20 protein-coding genes are annotated in these 23,522 nt (G+C 70.9%); 13 read left to right on the top strand and 7 right to left on the bottom strand.

Features of this window, described 5'->3' with window-relative positions; all coding sequences use genetic code 11:
• The first annotated feature begins 1 nt into the window (after position 1).
• The 9 genes from ACFWDI_RS24365 to ACFWDI_RS24325 all read left to right on the top strand — a co-directional run bounded on the left by ACFWDI_RS24365 (position 2) and on the right by ACFWDI_RS24325 (position 10,753).
• Entirely contained in the window at positions 2–3,037 is a 3,036-nt protein-coding gene (locus tag ACFWDI_RS24365) for a type I polyketide synthase (protein WP_385306794.1), read from the top strand.
• Positions 3,034–4,107 carry a 3-oxoacyl-ACP synthase gene (locus ACFWDI_RS24360; RefSeq protein ID WP_385306792.1) on the top strand — a complete coding sequence of 358 codons (1,074 nt, stop codon included), beginning with the start codon at positions 3,034–3,036 and terminating at the stop codon, positions 4,105–4,107. The genes ACFWDI_RS24365 and ACFWDI_RS24360 overlap by 4 nt, the downstream gene beginning before the upstream one ends.
• Positions 4,104–6,026, top strand: coding sequence for an HAD-IIIC family phosphatase (locus tag ACFWDI_RS24355; RefSeq protein ID WP_385306790.1), 1,923 nt, complete (start codon positions 4,104–4,106; stop codon positions 6,024–6,026). Before ACFWDI_RS24360 ends, ACFWDI_RS24355 begins: the two co-directional genes overlap by 4 nt.
• A complete protein-coding gene (locus ACFWDI_RS24350) occupies positions 6,005–6,232 on the top strand; it encodes a phosphopantetheine-binding protein (protein ID WP_385306789.1) in 228 nt (75 codons plus the stop codon). Before ACFWDI_RS24355 ends, ACFWDI_RS24350 begins: the two co-directional genes overlap by 22 nt.
• Entirely contained in the window at positions 6,229–7,080 is an 852-nt protein-coding gene (locus tag ACFWDI_RS24345; RefSeq protein WP_385306788.1) for a 2-oxo acid dehydrogenase subunit E2, read from the top strand. Before ACFWDI_RS24350 ends, ACFWDI_RS24345 begins: the two co-directional genes overlap by 4 nt.
• Complete coding sequence (locus ACFWDI_RS24340) at positions 6,977–7,843, top strand: 4'-phosphopantetheinyl transferase family protein (protein ID WP_385306786.1); 867 nt, start codon at positions 6,977–6,979, stop codon at positions 7,841–7,843. Before ACFWDI_RS24345 ends, ACFWDI_RS24340 begins: the two co-directional genes overlap by 104 nt.
• Complete coding sequence (locus ACFWDI_RS24335; protein ID WP_385306784.1) at positions 7,840–9,090, top strand: FAD-dependent monooxygenase; 1,251 nt, start codon at positions 7,840–7,842, stop codon at positions 9,088–9,090. Before ACFWDI_RS24340 ends, ACFWDI_RS24335 begins: the two co-directional genes overlap by 4 nt.
• On the top strand, positions 9,087–10,211 hold the full coding sequence (locus tag ACFWDI_RS24330; protein WP_385306783.1) for an alpha/beta fold hydrolase: 1,125 nt from the start codon (positions 9,087–9,089) through the stop codon (positions 10,209–10,211). Before ACFWDI_RS24335 ends, ACFWDI_RS24330 begins: the two co-directional genes overlap by 4 nt.
• A 164-nt stretch (positions 10,212–10,375) precedes the next feature.
• Positions 10,376–10,753 (top strand): DUF4260 family protein, encoded by a 378-nt coding sequence (locus ACFWDI_RS24325; RefSeq protein ID WP_385306782.1) that lies wholly within the window; start codon positions 10,376–10,378, stop codon positions 10,751–10,753.
• 12 nt (positions 10,754–10,765) lie between these two features.
• On the opposite strand, the gene ACFWDI_RS24320 is transcribed toward ACFWDI_RS24325, so the two are convergent.
• Entirely contained in the window at positions 10,766–11,965 is a 1,200-nt protein-coding gene (locus tag ACFWDI_RS24320) for a cytochrome P450 (RefSeq protein WP_385306780.1), read from the bottom strand.
• A gap of 126 nt (positions 11,966–12,091) precedes the next feature.
• Here ACFWDI_RS24320 and ACFWDI_RS24315 point away from each other — a divergent pair, with 126 nt between their 5' ends.
• A complete protein-coding gene (locus ACFWDI_RS24315) occupies positions 12,092–12,697 on the top strand; it encodes a response regulator transcription factor (protein ID WP_327327139.1) in 606 nt (201 codons plus the stop codon).
• Positions 12,698–12,706: 9 nt separating this feature from the next.
• On the opposite strand, the gene ACFWDI_RS24310 is transcribed toward ACFWDI_RS24315, so the two are convergent.
• From ACFWDI_RS24310 to ACFWDI_RS24300, 3 genes are all read right to left on the bottom strand, one after another.
• Positions 12,707–13,897, bottom strand: coding sequence for a sensor histidine kinase (locus ACFWDI_RS24310; RefSeq protein ID WP_385306777.1), 1,191 nt, complete (start codon positions 13,895–13,897; stop codon positions 12,707–12,709).
• A gap of 138 nt (positions 13,898–14,035) precedes the next feature.
• On the bottom strand, positions 14,036–16,288 hold the full coding sequence (locus ACFWDI_RS24305) for a TOMM precursor leader peptide-binding protein (protein ID WP_385306776.1): 2,253 nt from the start codon (positions 16,286–16,288) through the stop codon (positions 14,036–14,038).
• A 7-nt stretch (positions 16,289–16,295) separates the two neighbouring features.
• On the bottom strand, positions 16,296–16,610 hold the full coding sequence (locus ACFWDI_RS24300) for a hypothetical protein (protein ID WP_362676509.1): 315 nt from the start codon (positions 16,608–16,610) through the stop codon (positions 16,296–16,298).
• A gap of 347 nt (positions 16,611–16,957) precedes the next feature.
• Between ACFWDI_RS24300 and ACFWDI_RS24295 the strand changes: the two genes are divergently transcribed.
• The 3 genes from ACFWDI_RS24295 (at position 16,958) to ACFWDI_RS24285 (ending at position 19,546) form a co-directional block, all read left to right on the top strand.
• A complete protein-coding gene (locus ACFWDI_RS24295) occupies positions 16,958–17,779 on the top strand; it encodes a BTAD domain-containing putative transcriptional regulator (protein ID WP_385306917.1) in 822 nt (273 codons plus the stop codon).
• 118 nt (positions 17,780–17,897) lie between these two features.
• On the top strand, positions 17,898–18,656 hold the full coding sequence (locus ACFWDI_RS24290) for a thioesterase II family protein (RefSeq protein WP_385306774.1): 759 nt from the start codon (positions 17,898–17,900) through the stop codon (positions 18,654–18,656).
• A gap of 29 nt (positions 18,657–18,685) precedes the next feature.
• Entirely contained in the window at positions 18,686–19,546 is an 861-nt protein-coding gene (locus tag ACFWDI_RS24285; RefSeq protein WP_327327145.1) for an AfsR/SARP family transcriptional regulator, read from the top strand.
• Here ACFWDI_RS24285 and ACFWDI_RS24280 read toward each other — a convergent pair.
• Genes ACFWDI_RS24280 through ACFWDI_RS24270 form a run of 3 tightly spaced genes read right to left on the bottom strand, consistent with a single transcriptional unit; the run spans position 19,454 to position 23,513 of the window.
• Positions 19,454–20,704, bottom strand: a complete 1,251-nt coding sequence (locus ACFWDI_RS24280) for a hypothetical protein (protein ID WP_385306772.1) — start codon at positions 20,702–20,704, stop codon at positions 19,454–19,456. The two genes, ACFWDI_RS24285 and ACFWDI_RS24280, sit on opposite strands and share 93 nt — an antisense overlap.
• Entirely contained in the window at positions 20,701–22,107 is a 1,407-nt protein-coding gene (locus ACFWDI_RS24275; RefSeq protein ID WP_385306770.1) for a hypothetical protein, read from the bottom strand. Before ACFWDI_RS24275 ends, ACFWDI_RS24280 begins: the two co-directional genes overlap by 4 nt.
• Complete coding sequence (locus tag ACFWDI_RS24270; RefSeq protein WP_385306769.1) at positions 22,104–23,513, bottom strand: DUF6002 family protein; 1,410 nt, start codon at positions 23,511–23,513, stop codon at positions 22,104–22,106. Before ACFWDI_RS24270 ends, ACFWDI_RS24275 begins: the two co-directional genes overlap by 4 nt.
• Between the last annotated feature and the right edge of the window lie 9 nt (positions 23,514–23,522).

Here is a 23,522-nt window from a genome sequence, read left to right as displayed (position 1 = left end):
CATGGGCCGTTCATCGGGCCCGTCCCGGCACCCGGTCGCGGTGGTGGGTCTGGACTGCAGATTCCCCGGCGCGCCAGGACCGGAGGCGTACTGGAGGCTGCTGCTGAGCGGGGCGCACGCCATCGGCGGACGTCCCGCCTCACGCGGCCCCTCGGCCGTGCCCGGTGGCTTCCTGACCGACGCCGACGCCTTCGACCGTTCCTTCTTCGCCGTGCCCACCGCCGACGCGAAAGCCATGGATCCGCAGCAGCGGCTGCTGCTCGAATGCTCCTGGCGGGCCGTCGAGGACGCCGGGATCTCCCCGACGCGTCTGGCGGGCGGCTCGGTGGGCACCTATGTGGGCTCCATGTCCGACGACTGGATGCGGCTCAGCCTCGCCTCGCCCGACGGGGTCACCCCGAGGACCGGCACCGGCAGCGGCCGCTCCATGCTCGCCAACCGCATCGCCTACCAGCTCGATCTGCGCGGCCCGAGCCTCACCGTGGACACCGCGTGCTCCTCCTCCCTGGTCGCCGTGCACCTCGCCTGCACCGCACTGCGTTCCGGCGAGTGCGACCTGGCGCTCGCCGGCGGCGTCAATATCGTCGTCGGCTCGGTCCTCGACGAGATCTACGCCCAGTCCGGGCTCGCCGCCCCCGACGGCCGGTGCAAGCCGTTCTCCGAAGCTGCCAACGGCATCGGGCGCGGCGAGGGCGTGGGCGTGGTGGCGCTGCGCCTGCTCGAGGACGCGGTACGCGACGGCGACCCCGTCCACGCGGTCATCCTCGGCAGCGCCGTCAACCAGGACGGCCGCAGCAACGGCATCATGGCGCCGCACCGCGCATCCCAGCGCGAGGTGATCGCCACCGCCTGCCGCCGGGCCGCGGTCGCGCCCCACGAGATCCGCTTCATCGAGGCGCACGGCACCGGCACACCGCTCGGCGACCAGATCGAAGTGCTGTCGCTCGGTGACGTGTTCCGCGACGAACACGGCGTACGGGAGTGGCCCCTGGCCATCGGCGCGGTCAAGGGCGCGATCGGGCACACCGAGGGCGCGGCCGGGATCGCCGGACTGATCAAGACCGTGCTGTCGCTGCGGCACGGAGTCGTGCCCGGCGGTCCGTGGTGCGGTCAGGAGAATCCGCGGCTCGGGCTGGCCCGCCGCTCCATGGAACTGATCAACGAGCCGCTCGCGCTGCCCGCCGACGGCTGCCGGGCGGGCGTCTCCAGCTTCGGCATGGGCGGCGCCAACGCCCATGTGGTCCTCGCGACGGCCCCGCAGCCGGCGGCACCCGCCCTCGAACCCGGCCCGCGCGTCGGGGTGTTCACGCTGTCCGCCGACACCCCGCGGGCCCTGCGCCGCAACCTGCGGCTCCAGGCCGTCGATGTCGCGGACCGCACCGGCGCCGAACTCGCCCGGCTCTGCTGGACCAGCAACCGTTCCCGCGCCGCACTGCCGTACCGCTTCGCCACCGCCGCCGACGGGCCCGAGGAACTCGCCTCCCGGCTGTTCGCCGCGGCGGAGCTGGAGACCGCATACGCCGAACCCGCCCCGGCCGACGAAGAACCCGTGCTGGCCTTCGCGTTCACCGGACAGGGCGCCCAGTACCCGCGGATGACCGCCCGGCTGTACGAGCAGTCCCCCGTCTACCGGACCTTCCTCGAAGAGGCTTCCAAAGCCCTGCAGCCGTACACCGTCACCCCCGTCCACGAGTCGATCCTCGCCGGGGACCCTGCCATCCACCGGACCGGCACCACTCAGCCCGCTCTCTTCGCCGTGCAGTACGCGCTGTCCCGCACGCTGATGGAGCTCGGCGTGCGGCCCGCGGCGGTCGTCGGGCACAGCATCGGCGAGTTCGCCGCGGCCGTCGTCGCCGAGGCGCTCGACCTCGCGGACGCGGCACGGCTCGTGGCCGTCCGCGGCGCCTTTATGCAGCAACTGCCCGAGGGCGGCGGGATGCTGGCCACCAGGGCCCGTCCCGCGGAGGCCGCCGCACTTGTCGCCGACGAGCCCACCGTCGGCATCGGCGCACTCAACGGACCCGGCGCCACGGTTCTCTCCGGCGACCTTGCGGCTCTGGGCCGGATCCGCGCCCGGCTCGAGGAACGGGGCCTTGTCTGCACGCCGCTGCGGGTCTCGCATGCGTTCCACTCGCCACTGATGACACCCATGCTGCGCCGCTTCGAGCGGGCCGCCTCACGCATCCCCGGCGGCCGGCCCCGGCTGCCGTTCCACTCGACAGTACGCGGCCGACTGCTGGCGCCCGGCGAGGAACTGGACGCCGCCTACTGGACGGAGCACATCTCGGCGACCGTACGCTTCGAGAGCGCTGTCACCTCGCTCTGCGACCGGCCGCCCACCCATATCGTCGAGATCGGCCCCAAACCGGTGCTCAGCAATCTGATCCGGCGCATCGGGCCGGCCCGTGACGTGCCCGCCATCGGCGTCTGCCGCAACGAGGACTCCGGGCTGCGGGAGCTCGGTGAACTCCTCGCCCACCTGCACCAGGACGGCCTCGACCCCGCCTGGGACGCCTTCTACCCGGACGCCGCGAAACGGGCCGTGCGGATGCCCGCCCATGTCTTCTCCACCGAATGGCGTTCCTGGCAGCAGCAGCCCACGGCGACAGGCCCGGCTCCGCAGCCGGCCGTCGCACCCGCCCGCGCTGCCACCGGCGCCGCCGCGCCCGACCGCGTACGCCAGGTAGTGCACGAGGCCGTCGCCATGGTCGGCGGCATCCGGCAGAACGAACTCGACGATGCCCTGCGCTTCTACGACGACCTGGGCTTCGACTCCGTGATGCTGATGGAGCTCAAGTACCGGCTGGAGGTCCGCTTCCCCGAGATCGGCGAACTGTCCATGCCGGAGATGCTCTCCAGCCTGGTCAGCCTCGAGTCACTCATCGGGTATCTGGGCGAGCAGCTGCTGTGTCTTGCCGGGGGACAACCCCCGGACCCCCGGCCGCTGCGTCTTCCCGGGGGACAACCCCCGGACCCCCGGCCGAAGAGCGGGCCGGCAGGGCGGACCGGACCGCTCTCTCGAGGTGAGTCCGAGTGAACGCGTCCGGTGGCGCGGTGAGCCGGTCCGGCGGCCGGAGCGGACCGGTCCTGCTGGCCGGTGTCGGCACCGCCCTGCCCGGCGCGCCCGTCGACAACGCCGCGCTGTCCCGCCTCCTCGGTATCGCCCCGGAGTGGATGGAGACATTCATCGGCACCAGGACCCGGCACTTCGCGCTCGACCTCGACGGCGGAACGGTCCGCTGGACCCTCGAGGACCTGTGCACCGACGCCGCCGACCGGGCGCTCGCCGACGCCGGGGCCGACCCCGACGACGTGGCGTTCATCGTCCTCGCCACCGCGACCCCGGACGCCCTGATGCCGACCACGGCCGCGCTGGTGGCCGACCGGCTCGGCATCGACGGGGTGCCCGTGTACCAGCTCCAGTCCGGCTGCTCGGGCGCCGTCCAGGCGATGGCGCTCGCCTCGTCGCTCCTCGTGGGCGGGGCGCGCGGCCCGAAACCGGTCGGACTGGTGATCGGCGGCGACGTCTGCAGCAAACACCTCGATCTGCGCCAGGACTTCCGGGAGATGCCGCCCTCCCAGCTGGTCAACTATGTGCTGTTCGGCGACGGCGCGGGAGCCGCCGCCCTCAGCCGTGCACCCGGCACCGCCCGTGCCGTGCTCAGCAGGGCCGACCACCGGCTCAGCGGTCTCGGCAGCGCGCCGGGCCAGCGCGTCGAGTGGTTCGGACAGGCGGACCGCCACTCCGGCCGGCCCGCCGTCACGGAGGACTACAAGGCCGTCGAGGCCCGGGTGCCGGTCATGGCCCAGGAGATGCTCGACACCATGCTCGACACGCTCGGCTGGCCCGCCGAGTCCCTCGGCCATGTCCTTCCGCCACAGCTCAGCGGTCGGATGACCGAGCGGATCACGAGGGGTCTGAGGCAGGGCCTCGAGTGGGAGGAGGTCTCCTGTGTCGCGGAGACCGGCAACAACGGGAACGCGCTGGTCTTCCTCCAGCTGGAGCGGCTCCTGCCACGGCTGGCGGCAGGGGGTCGCGCGGTCGGCATCGCGATCGAGTCCAGTAAATGGATCAAGTCCGGCTTCGCAGTGGAGGCGACGGGATGAGCGCGCGGGGCGGAGCACAGCAGGAATTCCGGGCGCTGCACTCGGCGGGCCGGCTCGTCGACGCGTATGCCCGGATCCCCGAGCTGCTCGCCCGGCTCGACGACGGTGAACTCGACCTCGCGGGACGGCTGCTCGCCCGGCTGGACCCCTCGGACGTGCTCGCGGCCCACCCCGGCACCCCGGCGGTACGGATCGCGGTGACCGGTCGCTCCACCACGGCCGGGCTGGTCCCCGCGCTCACCGCCCAGCTGGCCCGGCACGGACTGCTGCTGATCCCGTACGCGGGCGGCAGCGGCGGCTATGTCCAGGACCTGGCCGACCCGGCCTCCGGACTGTACGCACACGAGCCGGACCTCACCCTGTGCGTACTGGACCCGCTCACCGTCTGGGACCGGGTGCGGCCGCCCTGGCAGCCGTACGACACGGCCCTCGAGGCCGAGCGGCAGCGGCTGCTGCTGGCCGAACTCGGCGGCGCCCACGCGGCACACGCCCCGGCCGGCGCGACCTTGGTACTGAACACCGTGCCGCTGCTGCGGCGCTTCACCCACCAGCTCACCGGACTCGCGCAGCGCGCCGAACTGGGAGCCATCTGGCGCGAGTTCAATGCCGACCTGCTGCGGATGACCGACCCGGCGGCGGGTGTGGCCGTACTCGACCTGGAGCCGCTGACCGCTGCCGGAGTGCGCGCCGACGATCCGCGCCTGGGCGCGTACGCCGACGCGCACTGCACCGCCGAGCTGCTCGCCGGGTACGCCCGCGAGGCCGCGCACCTCGCCCGGGCGCAGCGCGGCGACGCCAAGAAGTGCCTGGTGCTCGACCTCGACGGCACGCTGTGGGACGGGATACTCGCCGAGGACGGCCCCGAGAAGGTACGGGCCGCGGACTCGCTGCGCGCGGGAGCGTTCGCCGGCTTCAGACGTACCGTCGAACAGCTCGCCTCCCAGGGCGTACTGCTCGCCGTGTGCAGCAAAAACGATCCGGTACCGGTGGCCCGCGCCCTGGCGGCCCACCCCGACTGGCCGCTGAGCACGGACGACTTCGTCAGCATCGTCGCCGACTGGGGCTCCAAGGCCGAAGGCGTCCGCAGGATCGCGTCGGACCTGGGCATCTCGCCGTCCGCCGTGGTCTTCGCCGACGACAGCCACTTCGAGCGGGAGGTCGTACGGGCAGGAGTGCCCGGCGCTGCCGTCGTGCCCCTGGACGGCGAGCCCGCCCACCACACCGAACGCCTGCTGGCCGACGCCTGGTTCGACGTACCCTCCGTCAGCGAGGAGGACCGCGACCGGGCCGCCCGCTACCGGGAACGCGAACAGCGCGAGCGCCGGCGGGCCGCGTCGAAGGACTACGAGAGCTTCCTGAAGAACCTGGACATCGAGGTCGACGCCGGCCCCGCCGCCAGCCATGAGACCGCAAGAATCGCCCAGTTGAGCCTGCGGACCAACCGCTTCAACCTCACCGGGGAACGGCTGACCGGCGCAGAGATCCAGCGCATCGCGCAGGACCCGGACGCGCTCGTGCTCGCGGTACGGGCCATCGACCGCTTCGGCGACGACGGAGTGGTCGGCGCGGTGTTCGCCCGCACGGACGGCGCGGGACTGCACCTGGAGAACATGGTCGTCAGCTGCCGGGTGCTCGGTCGCGGGATCGAGAACGCCGTACTGGCCGGGCTGCTGCACGCGGCCCGCGAGGCCCACCTGCCCGCCGTACACGCAGCGTGGCGGCCGACCGTGGCCAACGAGGCGCAGCGCGCTTTCTGTCCCGCGCACGGCTTCCGGACCACGCACGAGAGCAGCGGCGAGGTCCGCTACCTGCACGCTCTGGAGGAGCTGCCGCCCGTCCCGTCCCATGTGCGGCTGCGGCTGCGCCTCACGCACGACCGGGCCCAGGAGGTGGAGTCATGCACACCGTCGTCGATCTGATCTCTCTCGCCAACGAACACCTGGGCACCGATCTCGAGCCGGCCGACGCGGAACGTGAGCTGACCGAGCTGCCCTGCTGGGACTCGGTGAGTCTGCTGCGGCTGGTCAGCCTGCTGGAGCGTGAGCTGGGCAGGCCGGTGCCGGTAGCCGAACTGCTCGAGGCGCGCAGCCTGGGCGAGATCTGGACCGTAGCGGTGGGGACATGAGCGTGTCCGGTGACCGGGCGAGGCGCCATACGCGCTACTACCTGAACTGGGCACGGGCGGCGGCCCCCGTGCATCTGGGCGCCGATGTCGACATGACTCGCGTCGAGGAGCACCGCGCGGCCGCGCGCCGGGCGGATCTGCGGTACTCGGTGGTGAGTTACCTGCTGTATGCCGCGGGGCGGGTCGTGGCCCGGCATCCCGAGGCCCGCGCGATCGCGCGGGGCGTTCTGTGGCCGCGCACCGCGCCGCTGCCGGACGTGGCGGCCAAACTCGCCCTCGACCGCACGACCGAAGCGGGCGAGCGCGTGGTGCTCACCGCCGTACTGCCGCGCATGGACGTGGCGTCACTGACGGAGATCCAGGATTTGGTGGACCTGTGCCGCGAGAGCGACCCGCACGACCTTCCCGGTGCCGCCGCGGTGCGGCTGCTGAACCAGCTGCCGCCGCCCTTCGGGGAGTTGGTGTTCCGGCTCGGAGTACGGAGTCCGGTCACCAGGGCCCAGCGGCTCGGGACCTTCGCGGTGAGCTCGCTCGGGCACCGCGCTGTCGACATCTTCCACTCCTACGGCGGCACGGCGGTCACCTTCTGCGCGGGACGGGTGGCCGACCGTGCCGTGGTGCGTGGTGGCCGGGTGGCGGCAGCGCCGGTCATGCGCCTCGGCCTGACCTTCGATCACAGAGTGCTCGACGGAGCTGCCGCGGCGGACGTACTCGACGGAGTGGTGAAGCGGTTGGAGGGCTGGCATGGTGATCTTTCCGGGACCCGTGGCGAACCCCGCGACGGAGCAGGGATTCGCGCGGCCCGTGCGGGTGACCGGCCCCGAGGGCCCCTGGGAGCAAGTCCGTGACGCGGTACGGGAGTACGGCAGCGTGGTGGTCCACGCCCAGCTCGACGACTGGCTGCCGGGCGATCTGGACGCGCCGGAGCTGCGCCCGCTGCTGGGCCGCGACTACGCGCGCTTCGCCGCGATGACGCACCATCAGATCCGGTCCCGTTTCGTGGCGTCCAGGCTGCTGCTCAAACATGTCGCGTGCGCGGTCATCGAGGCAGAACCGCAGAGTGTCGAACTCGCCTACAAACCGGGCGGACGCCCCTATCTGCGCGGCCTCGACCAGATCGACATCAGCCTCAGCCACACCGACACGCTGCTCCTGGTCGGGCTGACCCGCCGGGGCTGGATCGGTGTGGACGCCGAGCTCAGGGACCGGCCGATGCTCGGACTCGGCACCGAGAACCAGGTGTGTACGCCGCACGAGCGCACGGCCCTCGCGCAGATCGCCGACGAGCGGCGCAACGGCGCGCTGGTACGGCTGTGGACCCTGAAGGAGGCGTACAGCAAAGCGATCGGACAGGGCATGCGGTTCCGTTTCACCGAGTTCGGCTTCGGGCCCCAGGAGCGCAGAGTGCAGGTCCTGAGACCGGACGGATCGCGGGGGACCGGCGACGAATGGACCTTCCACACCTGCCTGGTGGACCGCCGGTACACGGTGAGCGTGGCGCTGTTCGACGCGGGCTTCGGGGACACCAGCGACACCGCGGCCGCCACCATGCTCGACGCCGGCCTCCTGGAGGCGCTGGCGAACACGGGACAGGACGAGTCACCGGCATGACGATCACGACAGAGGTCTGTGTGGTGGGTGGCGGCCCCGGGGGCCGCGCGCTCGCTCTCGCGCTGGTACGCCTCGGGCGCCGGGTGGTCCTGCTGGAACAGCGCACGGGCGGAGCACGCGTCTTCCGCGGCGAGTCCGTCTCGCCCGACGGGGTGCGCCTGCTGGCCGGCCTGGACGTGCTGGAACGCGTGCGGGAGCACACGCACGAGGTGCACCGGCTGGAGATCGCCGACGGAGGCGCCCGCGTCCTCGACGTACGGTTCGAGACCTTCCCGTACGCCTATCGCCATCCGGTGGAGCTGGCCCAGCCCGTACTGCTGTCCGCGCTGGCCGAGGCGGCCGCGGAGCAGGGCGGCTGTACCGTCGTCGAACCGGCCTCGGCGGCCGAGCTGCTGCTGGACGGCCGCGCGGTGCGCGGTGTGCGCGCCAGGACGCCCGACGGGCTGAGGGAGATACGGGCCGAGATCACCGTCGGCGCGGACGGCCGCTACAGCTCCGTACGCCGGCTCTGCGGCCTCGACCGCGGCGCGAGGCGCACGCCGCTGGAGCGGGACGTGATCTGGATGAAGCTGCCGTTCCCGGCCGCCTGGGACCGGCGCGCCTACCGGGTACGGATCAGCTCGGGCCGCCACGGACTCTTCCTGCCGAGCACCGACGGCACTCTGCGGGTGGGCCTCAACATCCCCAAGGGCGGTCTGCGCGAACTGCGTTCGGGCGGCCTCGGGCAGCTGCACGCGCGGCTCGCGGAGCTCGCGCCCGAGCTCGAGAAGGAGGCTGTCGACGGCATACGCGGCTGGTCCGACACCACTCTGCTGGACATCTTCACCACCGACGTACGGCGCTGGTCGGCGCCCGGAGTCGTACTGATCGGCGATGCGGCGCACACTCTCTCGCCCGTACTCGGTCAGGGCGTCAACCACGCTCTGGCCGACGCGGTCGCACTCGCTCCGCTGCTCGCCGAAGCTCTCGGTGCGCCCCGCAGCGGCCGCCCGGCCGCCCTCGCCGCCGCCGTGCTCGCCTTCCAGCAGACCAGGGAGGGCCCGGTCCGGCGTTCCCGGGGGCTGCAGCTGCGCCAGGAGCGGATGTTCAGCCTCTCCGCGCGGCCGGCGGCGGCGCTACGGCGCACCGTGTACCGGGCGATGAACGCGAGCCCCGCCCTCCAGCGCCGGGTGCTCGCACCGGCGTACTTTCCCGGTCAGCGGCCCGGGCCCGCTGCGGTCCTGCGCCGGACGGAGCAGCGGACATGAACGATCGGCACGGGCCCTCGCTGTCGCTGCAGGAGTTGCGGCGCCATGTGCTGCTGCACGCCCGCGCACAGGGTCTCGCACCCGCCCACTGCCGCCGGCTGCTGGCCGGGGTGGCGACCGCGCACGGAGCGGGGCGCGACTCCTGGCCGGCCGTCTGGAGCCGTGCGGGGGACCGGCTGGCCGGCCGCGGCAAATGGCTGGAGGCCTGCCGACACTACGGCCTCGCCCGCTTCCCGTACGCCGCCGCCGACGATGTCGTGCGCCGTCGCGCGCAGCTGCTGTGCGTCCAGTCCTTCGACCAGTGGCGCCGGACGCGCCCCGGCCTGGACCGTATCGACATCGCGCTGCCCGAAGGCAGGTTCGCCTGCTGGACGGCCGGACTCTCCGCCACCCGGCCCCGTCCGTTGATCGTCGTCATGGGCGGCATCGTCAGCGTCAAGGAACAGTGGGCGCCGATCCTGGCGCGCGCCGACGCGCTCGGCGTCGCCCTGGCAGTCACCGAGATGCCGGGCGTCGGTGAGAACACGCTGCCGTACCGCGCGGACAGCCATCGCATGCTCAGCGCGGTGCTCGACGCGGTGGCGGACCGGGCCGAGGTGCAGCGGACGTACGCCATCGCGCTGAGCTTCGGCGGCCATCTGGCACTGCGCGCAGCCCTTGTCGACGAGCGGGTGCGCGGGGTCGCCACCGTGGGCGCACCGCTGCGTCACTTCTTCCTCGACCGGGAGTGGCAGCGCCAGGTCCCCGACACGACCGTGCTCACGCTCGCCCATCTCATCGGCTGCAAGCCCGATGACGTCCTCGACGCCGTGCGTGAATGGGCGCTGACCGAGGACGAGTTGAGACGGCTGGACATCCCGGTCACCTACGCGGCCGCGCTGCGCGACGACATCGTGCCGCTCGCCGAGACGGCCGCGCTGCTGCGCGACCGCACGGCTCGGCGGGAGGTGCTGCTGCTCGACGACGAGCACGGCGCGCCGGCCGAGCTCGGCCGGGTGCGCGTGGCCCTGCTCCGCGCCGCGCTCCGCACGGTGGGTGCGCATCCGGTGCCCAGAGGGCTGCTGGCCGCGGCGGGCGGGACGCAGCGCCTGCTGAGCCGGAGAGGAAGGCTGGCTGTATGAACGACGCCCGCGGCCGGCGAACGGGGGCTCCGCCCCGGACCCCGGACGCCCTTCAGGGGGTCCCCCCACGCCCGCAGGGCGTAGGGGGAGTGTCCTCAATCGCCGGACGGGCTGAATTTCAGCCCCGCCGGCGATTGAGGCGCGGGGTCCGGGGCGGAGCCCCAGTGCGGGAACGCTCCGGCTGGACCTACCACGCCCCCGAGGGGCGGACCCTCAGCGGCGTCGTCGGCGTGGCCGCCCTCGTCACGGGCGCGCGCCTCGGCGGGGCCCGCAGCCGGGTGCTCTGGACAACCGCCGTGCTCCCCGACATCGCCCTGCTCTACGGCATCGCGGCCGCGCCCGCCTTCGAGCGTCTGCCCTCCTACGCCGTACGCCCCTACAACGTGCTGCACTCGCCCGCCGTACCCGCCGCCCTGCTCACGCTCGCGGCCCTCACCCGCAGTCGGCGCTTCGCGGTCGCCGGGCTCGGCTGGCTGGGCCATATCGCCGTCGACCGCGCCTTCGGGTACGGGCCCCGCAGGCCCGACGGTCTGCGGTACTGAACTCCTCGCTCCTCAGCCCCAGTTCACCGGCAGCGACTCCAGCCGGTTGACCAGCAGCCCGGTGTGCATCCGGACCTCTTCCACCGGCACGGCAAGTCGCAGCGAGGGGAAGCGGCGGGCCAGCGAGGCGAGGGCGATCTGCAGCTCGGCCCGTGCCAGCGGTGCGCCCAGGCAGTAGTGCGGGCCGTGTCCGAAGGCCAGATGCGGAGCGTCCCGGCGGCCCGGATCGAAGCGGTCCGCGTCCGGGAACCGGCTCTCGTCCCGGTTGGCGGAGCAGATCGCTCCGATGACCGCGCTGCCCGCCGGCACGGCCGTGCCCCCCACCTCGATCTCGGCCGTGGTGACCCTGAGCGGACCGCCGTCCCCGATGGGATTGATCCGCAGCAGCTCCTCCACGAGTGTGGCCGCCGGCTCCGGCGACGCGGGCACCAGACCCATGCCGCCGCTGTGCCGCAGCAGCGTGAACACAGAAGTGCCCAGCACCCCCACCGTCGTCTCGTGCCCGGCGATCAGCAGCGTCATCGCCATGGTGATCAGCTCGTGCTCGGTCAGCGGGCCGTCCTCGTCCCGTACCTGGACGAGCGCGCTGAGCAGGTCGTCGCCGGGCTGCTGCCGCTTCTCCGCCACGAGATGCTGGAGATAGGTGACGAGCGCCAGCTTGCGCTCCAGCATCTGCTCGGGCGTGTGAGCGGTGAGCGAGAGGACCGCGTCCGACCAGCCCCGGAACAGCTCACGGTCGGCGAAGGGCGCACCCAGCAACTCGCAGATCACGGCAACGGGATAGGGGAAGGCGAAGGCCTCGTTGAAGTCGACCGGGCCACCCTGATCCGCCATCCGCTCCAGCAGGCCGTCCGCCAGCTCCTGGATACGGGGCCGCAGCAGGTCAACCCGGCGCGCCGTAAAGGCACTCGAGACGAGGGAGCGCAGCCTGGTGTGCTCCGGCGGGTCCATGGTGAAAAGGCCGCCCGCGTCGAACGGGACGGCTGTGAGCTTCGGCGACTCGGGAAGCACCGTGGCCGCTCTGCTGCACCGGGCGTCGGAGAGGACAGTACGTACATCGTCGTAGCGGCTGAACAGATACGCTCCGTCGCCGCTGGGCATGACGACGTCGGACACCGGGGCGTCACTGCGCAGCCGCGCGTACTCCTCCGGAAGGTCGGTCGCCGAGTGACGAGGGGGCGGGTAGCTGCGCACCGCGGACTCCTGAGGCATGACCACACCGTCCGACCTGGTGCTCGGGATGTGCTCGAGCGGGTGTTCAGGACGGGTCGGGGAGGTATCCTCAGCCTTCGCTGACGGCGGGTTGGGGGAGGCCGAGTGCTGCGGGATCCATCGCACATGATCAGAGTGGTCCTTGCCGAGGACATGCACATGGTGCGGGGAGCACTGGTCGCCCTGCTCAACCTCGAGGCCGACATACAGATAGTGGCGGAGGTCGGAACGGGACGCGACATTCTGCCCGCGGTGCTGCAGCACCATCCCCATGTGGCGGTGCTCGACATCGATCTGCCGGGCATCGACGGGCTGTCCGCCGCCGCCGAAGTCCATGCCAAACAGCCGTCCTGCCGCACCCTGATCCTCACCGGACTCGGCCGACCCGGCAATCTGCGCCGGGCGCTGGAGGCGCAGGTGTCCGGGTTCATCCTCAAGGACGCGCCGCCGAGCCAACTCGCCGACGCGATCAGGCGGGTGTCCTCGGGTGAGCGGGTGATAGACCCGCAGCTCGCCCTCGACGCCTGGGCGGCCAGGGACAATCCCCTCACCGCCCGGGAGACCGAGGTGCTGCGGATGGCCGCGGGCGGGGCCGAGGCGCCCGACATCGCGGGACGGCTGTATCTGACCGTGGGGACCGTACGGAACTATCTGACCACAGTCGTCACCAAACTGGGCGCGCGCAACCGCGTCGACGCGATCCGCATCGCCCGGGAGCAGGGCTGGCTCTGAGCGCCCGCCCTAGACGATCTGCTTGTCCATCAGGACCAGGGCCGGCCGGTGCGCCCTCCGGCTCTCTCCGCAGTCCAGCGGCACCTTCGCCTCCAGATGGAAGCAGCCGTCCGCCCGTACACCGGCGGTGAGTTCACCGCCGATCGCGCTGACACGGGTGGAGAGATTGCCGATTCCGCTGCCGTCGTACGCGGCCGTATCGCCGGAGCTGCGGGCGACCCCGTCGTTCCTCACATGCAGCACCACCGTGCCATTGCCCATGTCCCGTGCCGAGATGCGGCAGCGGCGGACCGTGCTGTGCCGCAGGATATTGGTGATCCCCTCCCGCAGTACGGTGGCCAGCACCGTGCCCACCCGGTCGGGCAGGTCCATCAGTGTGGAGTCGACCTCGATGCCGATGCCTGCCGCGCCGAACACCGAGCGGGCGGAGGCGAGTTCCGCGCAGAACGACATGTCCCGATAGCTGCGGGCGACCTGCCGGGTGTCGGCGAGCGCCTGACGGGAGATCTCCAGCACGGTGGAGAGCTCTTCGCGGGCCCGCGCCGGATGCTGATCGACCAGCCGCAGCGTCAGCTCGCTGCGGAGTGTGATCGCCGAGAGGCTGTATCCCAGCAGATCGTGCAGATCGCGGGCGAAGCGCAGCCGCTCCTGTTCCACCGCGAGCCGGGCGATCTCCTGTTGCGCGCTGCGCAGTTTGAGCACCATCTCGGACAGCGAGGTCAGTCCGTAGACCAGACTCGCGGTGGTGATGGTGGAGACGCCGATGTACGTGGCGTCGAGGTAGGTCCTGCCGGACCAGGTCGTCGTCAGGCCCATGGTGGTGGCGACGGTGAGTCCTGCGCACACCCAGGACCACGGTGAGCGCAGGACGAGCAGCAGTGATCCGGTGAGAAAGCCGGTGATCCCCACCCAGGCGGTACCCATCAGCAGGATCGGCGGATAGCTCAGCGCCAGTTGGATGACCAGGATCCAGTACTGCTGTCTGCGCTTGAGCCGTACCCGGCGGGGTGCCGAGAGCACCACCTGGCACGCGAACATCCCGAGCAGGGCCAGCGCGCCCGCGATGAGTTGGAACAAGCTCTGCTGCACGGTGAGCAGATGCAGGGTCGCAGCGGCCAGCACGCCGCCGAGAGCAACCAGCAGGATGCCCAGGGCGATCTTGGGAGCCAGTCCCGCATCCCCTCCATCGCGACCGTACATGGCTGGATCGCGGTGGTCTGCGCTGTGCAAGTGTTGTCTCTCCTGGGTTCGTTTCACGTCAAGCATGTGACCCCCCGTTGCACTGCGTAGCGTGGTTTCAGATCCTAGGCGAGTGCAACGGGGCCGTGACTGTCATTACTAGACAAACAGCGGTATCGGATTGAGCTCCTCGTAGGGAATCGGCGTGGTGCGCCGCCCCAGACGCACGGGTACGTCATAGAGCCTGCCGGGACCGAAGCGTGTCCAGAAGTGGCGCAATCCGGGTACCAGAACCTTCACTGCCGGGAGCTCCAGATCCGGCCGGGTCTGATCGAGGACCAGCAGCTCCATGCCGTGTGCGCGGACCAGTTGCTCCGCGGCATGGACGTCGTCCAGGAGGTCCGGGCGCAGGGTGTAGCCGTACTCGGTACGGCGCTTCGCAGGGACCGTCGGATCGGGGCCCAGATAGGGCTGATTGGCAAGTGTGCGGCGGGTGCACCAGTCGAGGAGGGCGAAGTCGTCCTCGGCAGGCGCCTCGAGTACGGCGGGCAGCAGCTGATTCATCTCGGTGAGTGCGCGCCGGAGTGCGATATCGGGATCGAAGTGGCAGCCGAAGCCGAACATGATGTCCTCCTCCGGCTTGTCGGTCCGGCGCGAGATAGCGGCCATCGACGGAACGCCCAGGTCGGAGGTGAGATCGAGCACCCAGAACTCCCGTTTGAGCAAGGAGTACTCGGCGCGCATCCCGTCGATCCACGGGTCGGGGAACGAGTCCAGGTCCACCGCCGGCTGTGAGGTGCGGTTGTACCACCACAGCGCGACCGAGTCCCGCTCGACGAGCTCGAAAAAGCCTTGCAGGATGGCGTCTTCGAGACTGCTGCCCGCCGCGTTGCCATTGGAGTCGGCCACGGTGAAGCAGGGGCCCTTGGCGGGCGGTGGGGCGAAGTAGAGCATCCCGGTCGGCACCATCCGGTGCCTGCCGTGGGTGACCGACCAGACCGGCGTCCAGTCGACGGCCGCCTTCTCGTCGAACGGGTCGCAGATGTACTGGAACGGTGGCTGTACGGCGTTCCACTGCAGTCGGTCGGTGTACTGCCGCTCGTGGTACAGCTGGCACTCATTGGGGTGGATCGCCTCCCCGGCCAGCTCCCTGAGACTGGCGCGGATCCTCGGCTCGTCCCCGTGCATCGTTGCGGAGTAACGCTCCACCCCTTCGCAGAGCGCGCCGACCTTCGCATCCAGAGCGGTGACCCCCTTGCCACCGCTCTGGCTGCGCAATCCGGAGCGGAACGCCGCGAGACTGCGCGCGGTCCACGCCGGATTGGGCCCTGAGCGGTACGCGTTGAGGAAGTCGGGACCGCCGGGCGCGCGGTGCAGCGAGCTGACCACTCCGGTGACCGTGCCGACCAGGTGCTCGTAGCGTTCCATGACCTGTTCGGCCGTCAGGGCCCGGTGACCGTTTCCGCTGAAGGTCTTCTTGGGCCGCGACGCGAGGGTGATGGGCTGCTGCACGCGGTCCCCGACGAGCCGCGGGTCACCGCATTCGGGGCATTGCGGCCGCTGACCGACCGGATGTGCCCGGACGGCGAGCTGAAGAGTGTCCAGAACTCGTATGGTCAGCTGGCTCTTGTCGCGGTAGCCGGCAACCCACTTGGCGGCTTCCACGGCGATCGCCTGCAGGGCCAGCGAGCGGCTCGCGGCGATGGTCGCGCGTGGCGGCGTTGGCGGCGACGACATGCCGAGCGCCTGCCCGACAAGCTGTTCCGGCTGGCGGTGGTGCTTGAGCCGGTAGGCCATACAGCTCCAGCAGGCCCCTTCGCCCGGCTGGAACACCGGCCCGATCCATGGTTCGACGCCATGTGGTTTGGCGAGCAGCCACGGATGTCCGCTACGGCGCTGTTCCTTGTCGATGTCACGCAGCTGAGGCAGGAGATAGTCGTCGCACAGGACGACCGTCAGATCACAGCCGCCGGGGCCGCTCAGCGCGACCCCGGCGGTGAAAAAGGCGTCCCGGGCGGTCGGCCCGCCGACGTCACCCAGGTCCAGCAATCGGACCCGGCCCTCGGTCAGCGCCCTTCCGGCAAGCGTCGCCTCCAGACCGGCGGCTTCCCAGTACGCCGATGCGTCCTGGTCCGTCGATGCGGTTTGCGGCGCGGCATACCCGGTGACCAGATTCGCCTGCGTCAGCTTCCCCAGGAGACTGCCGAGTTCGGTGGGCGACAGCAGTCCCTGGGTGTCCCGCACAAGGGCGGGCAGGTCCCGGCTGCCGTCGAGTAGAGGAGCGATGGCTGCTACTGCGTCGCCCTCGATCGCGGTGACACCCTGTTCGGAGACCAGATAGGTCGCCTCGCCCGGTATGACGGCGGTGGTGAGGTGTCTCCTGAACCCGATCCGTGGCCATAGGGAATCCATGTGCGGCTCACACGGGCAGGGTGCCGACGGCGCCCTGTCGGGCTGCCGGCCCAGGAGGGTAGGGCTGCTCGGTGAAGCAGATGCAGGCACGTACCGCCCCACGCACGGAGTGCGCGGCGTCCGGTTCCCCCGAGGAGCTGAGGTTGGTGATCGTGACTTCGATGTCGGCCTCCGCCGGCAGCGCGGGGACGGTGCTTTCCGGTGTCATCGGAATGCCGAATTCGGCGAGAACATTGCGCGGCTCCAGCGCGTACCGCAGGGCGAGTTCCGGCTGCAGAAAGCTCCGGGCGACGAGTTCGGCGAAACGCCAGTCGTGTTCCACGGAGGTGGTGCAGGCCCCTTGAGCTGCGGTTCCGCTGGACGCGTAACCAGACATCATCGTGCTCCCATCGTGATGTGAACGGTGCCGGGCGGATGTTTCCCCTGCGGATGTTCGGCTGCGCATACGAGAGCAGTGTGCTGTCGGGTGACTTGAATCGAACAGTGGAGGCGTCATCTCCCTGGATGTGAAGATTTCATAGGCCCGTTCCAGGTGATCTCCATGAGTGGCTTATGAGCTGGTCACTGTTTCTGCACATGTGCTGCATGGGACCCTCCGTGAATCAGCTTCTCGCCGGAGGAGCTGTCCGACGGGGTGAGGAAAAGGCCATGCCGAACAGGGGGCGCCGAGTGCGCGTCGAAGTACTGGGAACTCTCTGCGGCGAGGCCGCGGGAGTCTCGGTCCTTCCCAGCGCCTCCAAACCGCGGCAGATTCTGGCTCTTCTCGCCCTCAACGCGCAGCACATCGTGCCCGTCCCGGTCCTCATGGAAGAGCTGTGGGGCGCCGGCCCGCCGCGCAGCGCGCCCACCACGCTGCAGACCTACATCCTGCAACTGCGCCGCAGACTGCGTGCCGCGATTCCCGAAACGACGGGGGTCTGGGACAAGAACGTGCTGGTGACACGGCACGGCGGCTATCTGCTCGACGCGGATCCCGCCGATGTCGATGCCCTGGAGTTCGACAGGCTCACCTGTGCCGGCCACACCGCCTTCGAAGTCGGCGACATGGCTGCCGCATCGGGCAGTCTCACCGCGGCTCTTGAGCTGTGGCGCGGCCCGGCGCTGGCCGACGTACCCCATGGGCGGCATCTGGGTATCGAGGTGACCCGCCTGCAGGAGAGCCGCCTCGGCGCGCTGGAGCGACGCATCGGCGCGGATGTACGGCTCGGCAGGCACCGGGAAGTGCTCGGTGAGTTGTGCGCGCTGTGCGAACGCCACCCTTTGCACGAGAGTCTGCGGGCGCTGCAGATGCTCGCCTACTGCGCGGACGGCAGGTCATCCGACGCACTGATCGCCTACAAGCGCCTTCGCGAAACCCTGATCGAGGAACTGGGCCTTGAGCCTTCTCCCCGAATTCAGCGGCTTCACCAGGCAATCCTCCGCGGTGAGGAAGCCATGGAAGTGTGGAGCGGCTCCTGCCGCCCGGGTGGTGCCGGCGTTCTCACCGGCTGACGCCGTACCCCGGTGAACCCGCTCCACCTCACTCCAGCTCTGATCAAGCGGCCTTCCAGCGGTGGTCGTGACGATCGGGACCCGCGTAGTCGAAACCGGTGCGGTGTGAGGAGGCGGCGTGAACCACTATCTCGCGGTGTCGCCCGGAATCTCGAAGTTGCCGGACCCGGCGCTCCGGCTGTTCTGCTTCCATCATGCGGGCGCCGGGGCTCTGACGTTCGCCCGCTGGCGTGCCCGTTTCCCGGCGGACGTGCAGGTCCTTCCGGTACGGCTGCCGGGCCGGGAGACCAGACTGCGGGAGCCGCGCATCACCGACTCCGGACAGCTGCTCGCCGAACTCGACACATATCTCGGCCCGTTGCTCAATGTGCCGCACGCCTTCTACGGGCACAGTCTCGGCGCTCTGGTCGCCTACCGGTTCGCACTCCACCGGGTCCGGGCCGGGCAGCGGCCGCCGCTGCTGGTCGGCGTCGGCGCCTGTGCCGCGCCCCATCTGCCCACCCCGCTCGTCGAGCAGTCGGATCTGCCCGACGAGGGACTGCTGGCCGCGCTCGCGCGGTACGGCACCCTGCCGCCCTATCTTTTCGAGCGGCCCAAGTGGCTGAGCATCCTGCTCTCCACCATGCGTGACGATCTCCAGCTCGCACGGAGCCTGCGGGACGGGGCCGGCGAACGGCTGCCAAGCCCGCTGTATGCCTTCGCGGGTGCCGAAGACCTGGTCGCGACCGCTCCGGCGGTCGCCGCATGGAGCCGCTACACCAGCGCCGCCTTCGATCTGCGGACGGTCCCGGGCGGTCACTTCTTCGTCCGTGAGGCCGAGCTGCCCACCTTGCTCGCGGCACAACTGCGCCACCTCGCACCACATCCGATCGCCTGAGCTTCAACGCCTCGAAGGGAGTAGCGGATATGGACATCAGCGTGCTGGGGCCCTGCCGGGTCATCCAGTCGGGAGTCTCTGTCGTCCCCACTGCAGTCAAACCACGCAAGGTCCTCGCCCTGCTCGCCATGCACCCGGACCAAGTGGTCTCGGTGGGCTCGCTGGTGGAGGAGCTGTGGGGTGAAGCCCCGCCACGCAGCGTCCAGACCACCTTGCAGACCTACATTCTTCAGCTGCGCAACCTCATAGCCGCCGCACTCGGCGGGGCCCTCCGGCCCGAGCTGCCGAACGGCGCCAAGAGCATCCTCGTCACGGAGTCGGGCGGCTATCTGCTCGACACCCAGGGCGGGGTGGTCGATGTCTCCGAGTACGAACGGCTCGCCGGGACCGGGCATCGCGCCCTGGAAAGCGGCAACTGCCCGGTGGCGTCCGACTCCTTCCGCAGGGCGCTCGCCCTGTGGCGCGGCCCCGCACTCGTCGACGTACAGTGCGGACCGCTGCTGGAGATCGAGGCGACCCGGCTCGAGGAGTCGCGCCTGAGCATCCTCAACCAGCGCATCGAGGCCGATCTGCGGCTCGGACGCCACCATGAACTCGTGGGTGAGCTGTCCGGACTCGCCGCCCAGCATCCGATGCACGAGGACACCCAGGGGCAGCTGATGCTCGCGCTGTACCGCTCCGGACGGCGCGGCAACGCGCTCGAGGTGTACCAGCGGCTGCGTTCGGTCCTCTCTCATGAGCTGGGCCTCGACCCGTCCCCCCGGCTCCAGCATCTGCAGCGCGCGATGCTGGAATCCTCACTCGACCTGGAGGTCTCGTCCGAGCCCGTCCGGGTGGGAGTGGGCGCGGGAGCCGGCGGAGGTATCGAGCGCGCCTTGCGGGCGCGCTGACAGCTCACGCCCCGGTGGCATGCAAGCCGCATCGCCGTTCGCGGCATTCCGTGCGTACACGGCATCGGCCGGATCCTCCCGGCGCCGCAGCAGCTGCGCCGCCTGCCACATCTGTGCCGCCGCCCGGGCGGTGTCCTTCGCGCGGAAGCCCTCGCACAACTGGGGCAGATGGGGCCGGAGCGCGTCCTGGACGGAGGGCGCGAACTGCACATCCCCGTCCGGGGAGATACGCACCCCCTCGGCGAAGGTGAGCCGTTCGTTGTAGGCGACTGCCTCGCTCAGCGTGAGACCGTGCGGCAGATCGAGTTCGACCCGCCGTCGCGAGACCCGCGCGGGATATCCGCCGGGCAGCCCCTGCGGTCCCGGCACGGCGGTGCGCAGCTCGGGGCCGCCGTGCAGCGCCGTGAGCAAGCGGGCCACCGTGTGCGCGGTGACCGGGTTGAGTGCCTCGCGCGGTACGCCGCGCTGCTGAGCCAGGAGCTGTCCGACACCGCCCAGTTCATGGTTGCCGAGCCAGACCCTGGCCTCGTCGTCCGGATGGTCGGGCCGGTGCAGATGGCGATGGTGGGCCAGCACCCGCAGGCCCCGCCGGGCCGCCGGGCCGAGCGCCGTCTGCACCGAAGTGGTGATCAAAGTTCCGTTGCCCACCCCGCACACGAGGGGAAGTCCGAGCCGGTACAGCAGCGGATTGACCGCATCCGGATAGCAGGCGTTGATCAACTGGGCCTGGGAGTCCACCTGTTGGAGTGCGCGGCCGACGCGCAGGGCGACGGCCGCCTGGAGCGGCAGGGTCGCGGCGAAGCCGCAGCGGTCCAGCACCCTCGTCCAGGCGGACGGCGTACGGTCCCGCTCCCACGGCGAGTGCCAGGAGGCGCACACGAGCACTGTGCCCGGCCCCACCGCCGCCAGCCGCTCCCTCAGAACCGCGTCGTCGGAGTCCAGCGCACCGGGGAGGAACCGGCGCGGCACCCGGCAGAGTGCCGCCTCGGCGCGCGCCAGACAGCAGACCGAGGAGGCACGCCGGCTGTCGCGGCCAAGCACATGCACCTCGCCGGGGCCCTGCGCCGCGGGGGTGCGGGCCAGTGCCACACAGACGGCGCGGGCGAGCGAGCCCGTGCCGACGACGACGAGCGTGGGCGGGCTCTGTCGTCGGATCACCGGCCCTCCTCCTCGGTACCGGCGGCAGGGTGCGCAGTCGGGCCGGCCCAGGTGAGCACGGCGTTCTCCGATGCGCCGGCCCCGCCGACGCTGATCACACCGCGGGAGGCGGACCCACTGGCGCCGTCGGTGAGGAAGCGTGCCCAGCATCCGCCGGGCCGGTCGCCGAAGAGCATCGGGCTGAGGACGGGGGCGACGTGGGCGGTGAACGTGCTGGTGCCGTCGGTGAGTTCGAGAGCGCAGGTGGCGGGCTCGACGTACTCCTGGACGATGCTGTCGCCGGCGGCGAAGGCCGCCTCGACCGCCTGCCGCCAGTCGACGGGCTCGGTGTAGCGGCCGACGAGGACCTCGCGGCCCATCATGCCGATGGCCTTCTTGAGGACGAACCGCTTCCGCCGGACGAGCAGAAGCTCCAGGAGTTCATGTTCCTGCCCCTCCCAGCGGGTGCGGCCGGGGAGAGTGATACGGGTCCAGGGAAGATGCCGTTCGGCGAGTCGGCGTTCGGCGCGGGTCATCCAGGGGCGGCCCTCCGAGACCAGCGCGAGGGCCTTCTTGTTGGCGAGCAGACCGCTGCTCTGCGGTGGCAGGAGAAGCAGCCCCGCGCGCTGGGCGTCATGCACAGGTCGCAGGCTCTGACCGCGTTCTCTCCAGTCGGCCGGGGCGAAGTTGCGCAGGCCGAGCGGGTAGCGCAGATTGCCGGGGCGGCCGAGTGCCTCGGGCAGCCGGTCGGGTTCGAGGAAGTCGGCGGTGAAGCCGCGGCGGCGGAACTGCTCCAGTTCGCGTTCCTGGAAGCGGATGTCGGCGTCGTCGCCCTCGAGATCGCCCAGACTTCCGATGATCGCGATCGCCCTGGGCAGCCGGCGGCTCGCGCACACGTCCTCGAATGCCCGCACCCTGGTGGCGAGCGGATCGTGTCCGAAGAAGCGTTCGCGATGCGTGTGCTGCCAGACCTCGGTCAGACCGTGGGACTCATTGGGGCCGCCGAAGGTGCCGCTGACGTTGAACTCCAGCAGCTGCGGGCCTCTTTCCCCGATGACGATGTCCGGGCGAGCCATCATGGAGCAGTACGCGGTCTCGGTGTTGTCCTGCCCGGACAGCAGCGGATAGTCGTGCGGATCCGCGCCGAGCGCCTCCGCACGGGCGGGCCATCCGGTACCGAGGGCGAGGACAGCCCGGCGTACCAGAGCCAGCAGCGTACGGGCGATGCCGAACAGCTCGTCGTAGGACTGCCGTGGCAGTACGAACGGCTGCGCCGGCAGCCAGGGCCCCGGAAGCGACACGCTCAGCCCCGCCAGCTCCTCCCGCAGCAGCGCGGTCACCTCACTCGGCGACGCCGTCCGCAGAGCGGAAGGTGCGGGCCGCTCGTTGTCCAGGAACCACGGATGGGAGCTGCTACCGGTCATGGCCGCCGCCCCCGGTGCGACGACGCCGGCCCCATGGCGCGGGTCACCACAGGATGCAGCTCGGCGGGGTGCTCCGCCCTGTGCAGCCGCTGGGGGGATATCGGCGAGAAGTCAGTGTCCGCGTACGACCCCGAGCCGTGTACGAGCACTTCCGGCTCGGTCAGCAGCCCGCGGTCGACGGCCTCCATCACACCCGTGAAGACCATGACGAGCGACCACTCGCGCAGCATGCGCGGATCGTGCGGGAGCTCGACACCGGCCGGCCGCAGCATCTCGCGGATCTGGGGGTAGCGGGTCAGGCACTCGTGCAGCGAGACGACGACGCCCCCGCCGCCGTTCGCCCGGATCAGCGGCGTCATCACCTGGCTGGTCATCGGCGTACGCGTGTAGAAGGTCGGGTCGATGACCTCGTCGGGATGGTGGGTGGTGCGCGGGAAGTGCGGGTCGGTGCTCTGGTGGTAGAGCCCGGTGGACGCCTCCAGGGTGTAGCGGGGCATCCGGTCGTGCGAGGGATCCCCGTGCAGCAGATCCAGGACCATGTCAGGGGTGTTGAGGTGCTGTACGAGAAAGTAGCGCGGAGACACCCGCTCTTGGCCGCCACCGGTGAACGACATCCCGTAGTGGTGGCCGAGCAGACCGAAGGCGCTGGACACGGCGTGCGCGTGCAGGCGGCCGCCGGCCGGCGGCGGGGGCAGCAGCTCCTCCTCCATCAGCGCTCTGACCGTGTCAGCGGCCTGGTAGTTGGCGATGTCGAGGGTGTACCACAGGGCGCTGCCGTACCGGGTGCGCAGCATGTCCGCGTTCTCGTCGTAGTAGCTGCGGGCGAGTTCCTTGACTCCCGCGGGGTCCGGTCCCGGGTAGGTCACCACGGGGTTGCGGCGGCGCAGTTCGGGGTCGGAGCTGAGCGGCGAGTCCCACAGTTTGACGCGGGAGCGCTCCGGCACGACGCTCACGATCCGCAGCTGGTCCCGGTCCGCGAGCCCGGCCCGGTGCGCGCGCAGCACGGCGTCGCGCAGCGCGGTGGCCTTGTTGCCGGACGAGGGGGTGAGAAGGGTGACGGGCTCGCCGGTACGCCGGATGTATGCCACGGCCCTGGCCACCATCACCAGAGAACCGAAGGTCTTGGTGGTACGGGTACCGGGATTGCGGCGCAGATCCAGCAGCCGCATCCGGGTGCCGCGGTAGTCGGAAAGCCGGACGACGGCGGCCTCGGAGGCCTCGAGGTAGCGCAGCACCGCGTCGTCGAGCGGCGGCAGCTCGGCGCCGGGGGTGAAGTCGCCGGGCAGGGACCTGTGTTCATGCATGGCCCGGACGGCCCGGCCCACCGTCTCCCAGTACCGGGAAAGGGCGGGGACCACTGCCGTATCGGCGTGCTGAAACCGGTCGGTTGTCTCAGTGCTGTTCATGTCCGACTG

It is taken from the genome of Streptomyces sp. NPDC060064, assembly GCF_042736455.1.
GTDB lineage: Bacteria > Actinomycetota > Actinomycetes > Streptomycetales > Streptomycetaceae > Streptomyces.
This window is presented reverse-complemented; position numbering and strand designations above follow the sequence as displayed.

Coding starts and splice junctions, on each gene's coding strand:
- ACFWDI_RS24365 (WP_385306794.1), top strand. CDS start 2: ATGGGCCGTTCATCGGGCCCGTCCCGGCACCCGGTCGCGGTGGTGGGT.
- ACFWDI_RS24355 (WP_385306790.1), top strand. CDS start 4,104: ATGAGCGCGCGGGGCGGAGCACAGCAGGAATTCCGGGCGCTGCACTCG.
- ACFWDI_RS24350 (WP_385306789.1), top strand. CDS start 6,005: ATGCACACCGTCGTCGATCTGATCTCTCTCGCCAACGAACACCTGGGC.
- ACFWDI_RS24345 (WP_385306788.1), top strand. CDS start 6,229: ATGAGCGTGTCCGGTGACCGGGCGAGGCGCCATACGCGCTACTACCTG.
- ACFWDI_RS24340 (WP_385306786.1), top strand. CDS start 6,977: ATGGTGATCTTTCCGGGACCCGTGGCGAACCCCGCGACGGAGCAGGGA.
- ACFWDI_RS24335 (WP_385306784.1), top strand. CDS start 7,840: ATGACGATCACGACAGAGGTCTGTGTGGTGGGTGGCGGCCCCGGGGGC.
- ACFWDI_RS24330 (WP_385306783.1), top strand. CDS start 9,087: ATGAACGATCGGCACGGGCCCTCGCTGTCGCTGCAGGAGTTGCGGCGC.
- ACFWDI_RS24320 (WP_385306780.1), bottom strand. CDS start 11,965: ATGCCTCAGGAGTCCGCGGTGCGCAGCTACCCGCCCCCTCGTCACTCG.
- ACFWDI_RS24315 (WP_327327139.1), top strand. CDS start 12,092: ATGATCAGAGTGGTCCTTGCCGAGGACATGCACATGGTGCGGGGAGCA.
- ACFWDI_RS24310 (WP_385306777.1), bottom strand. CDS start 13,897: ATGTACGGTCGCGATGGAGGGGATGCGGGACTGGCTCCCAAGATCGCC.
- ACFWDI_RS24305 (WP_385306776.1), bottom strand. CDS start 16,288: ATGGATTCCCTATGGCCACGGATCGGGTTCAGGAGACACCTCACCACC.
- ACFWDI_RS24285 (WP_327327145.1), top strand. CDS start 18,686: ATGGACATCAGCGTGCTGGGGCCCTGCCGGGTCATCCAGTCGGGAGTC.
- ACFWDI_RS24275 (WP_385306770.1), bottom strand. CDS start 22,107: ATGACCGGTAGCAGCTCCCATCCGTGGTTCCTGGACAACGAGCGGCCC.
- ACFWDI_RS24270 (WP_385306769.1), bottom strand. CDS start 23,513: ATGAACAGCACTGAGACAACCGACCGGTTTCAGCACGCCGATACGGCA.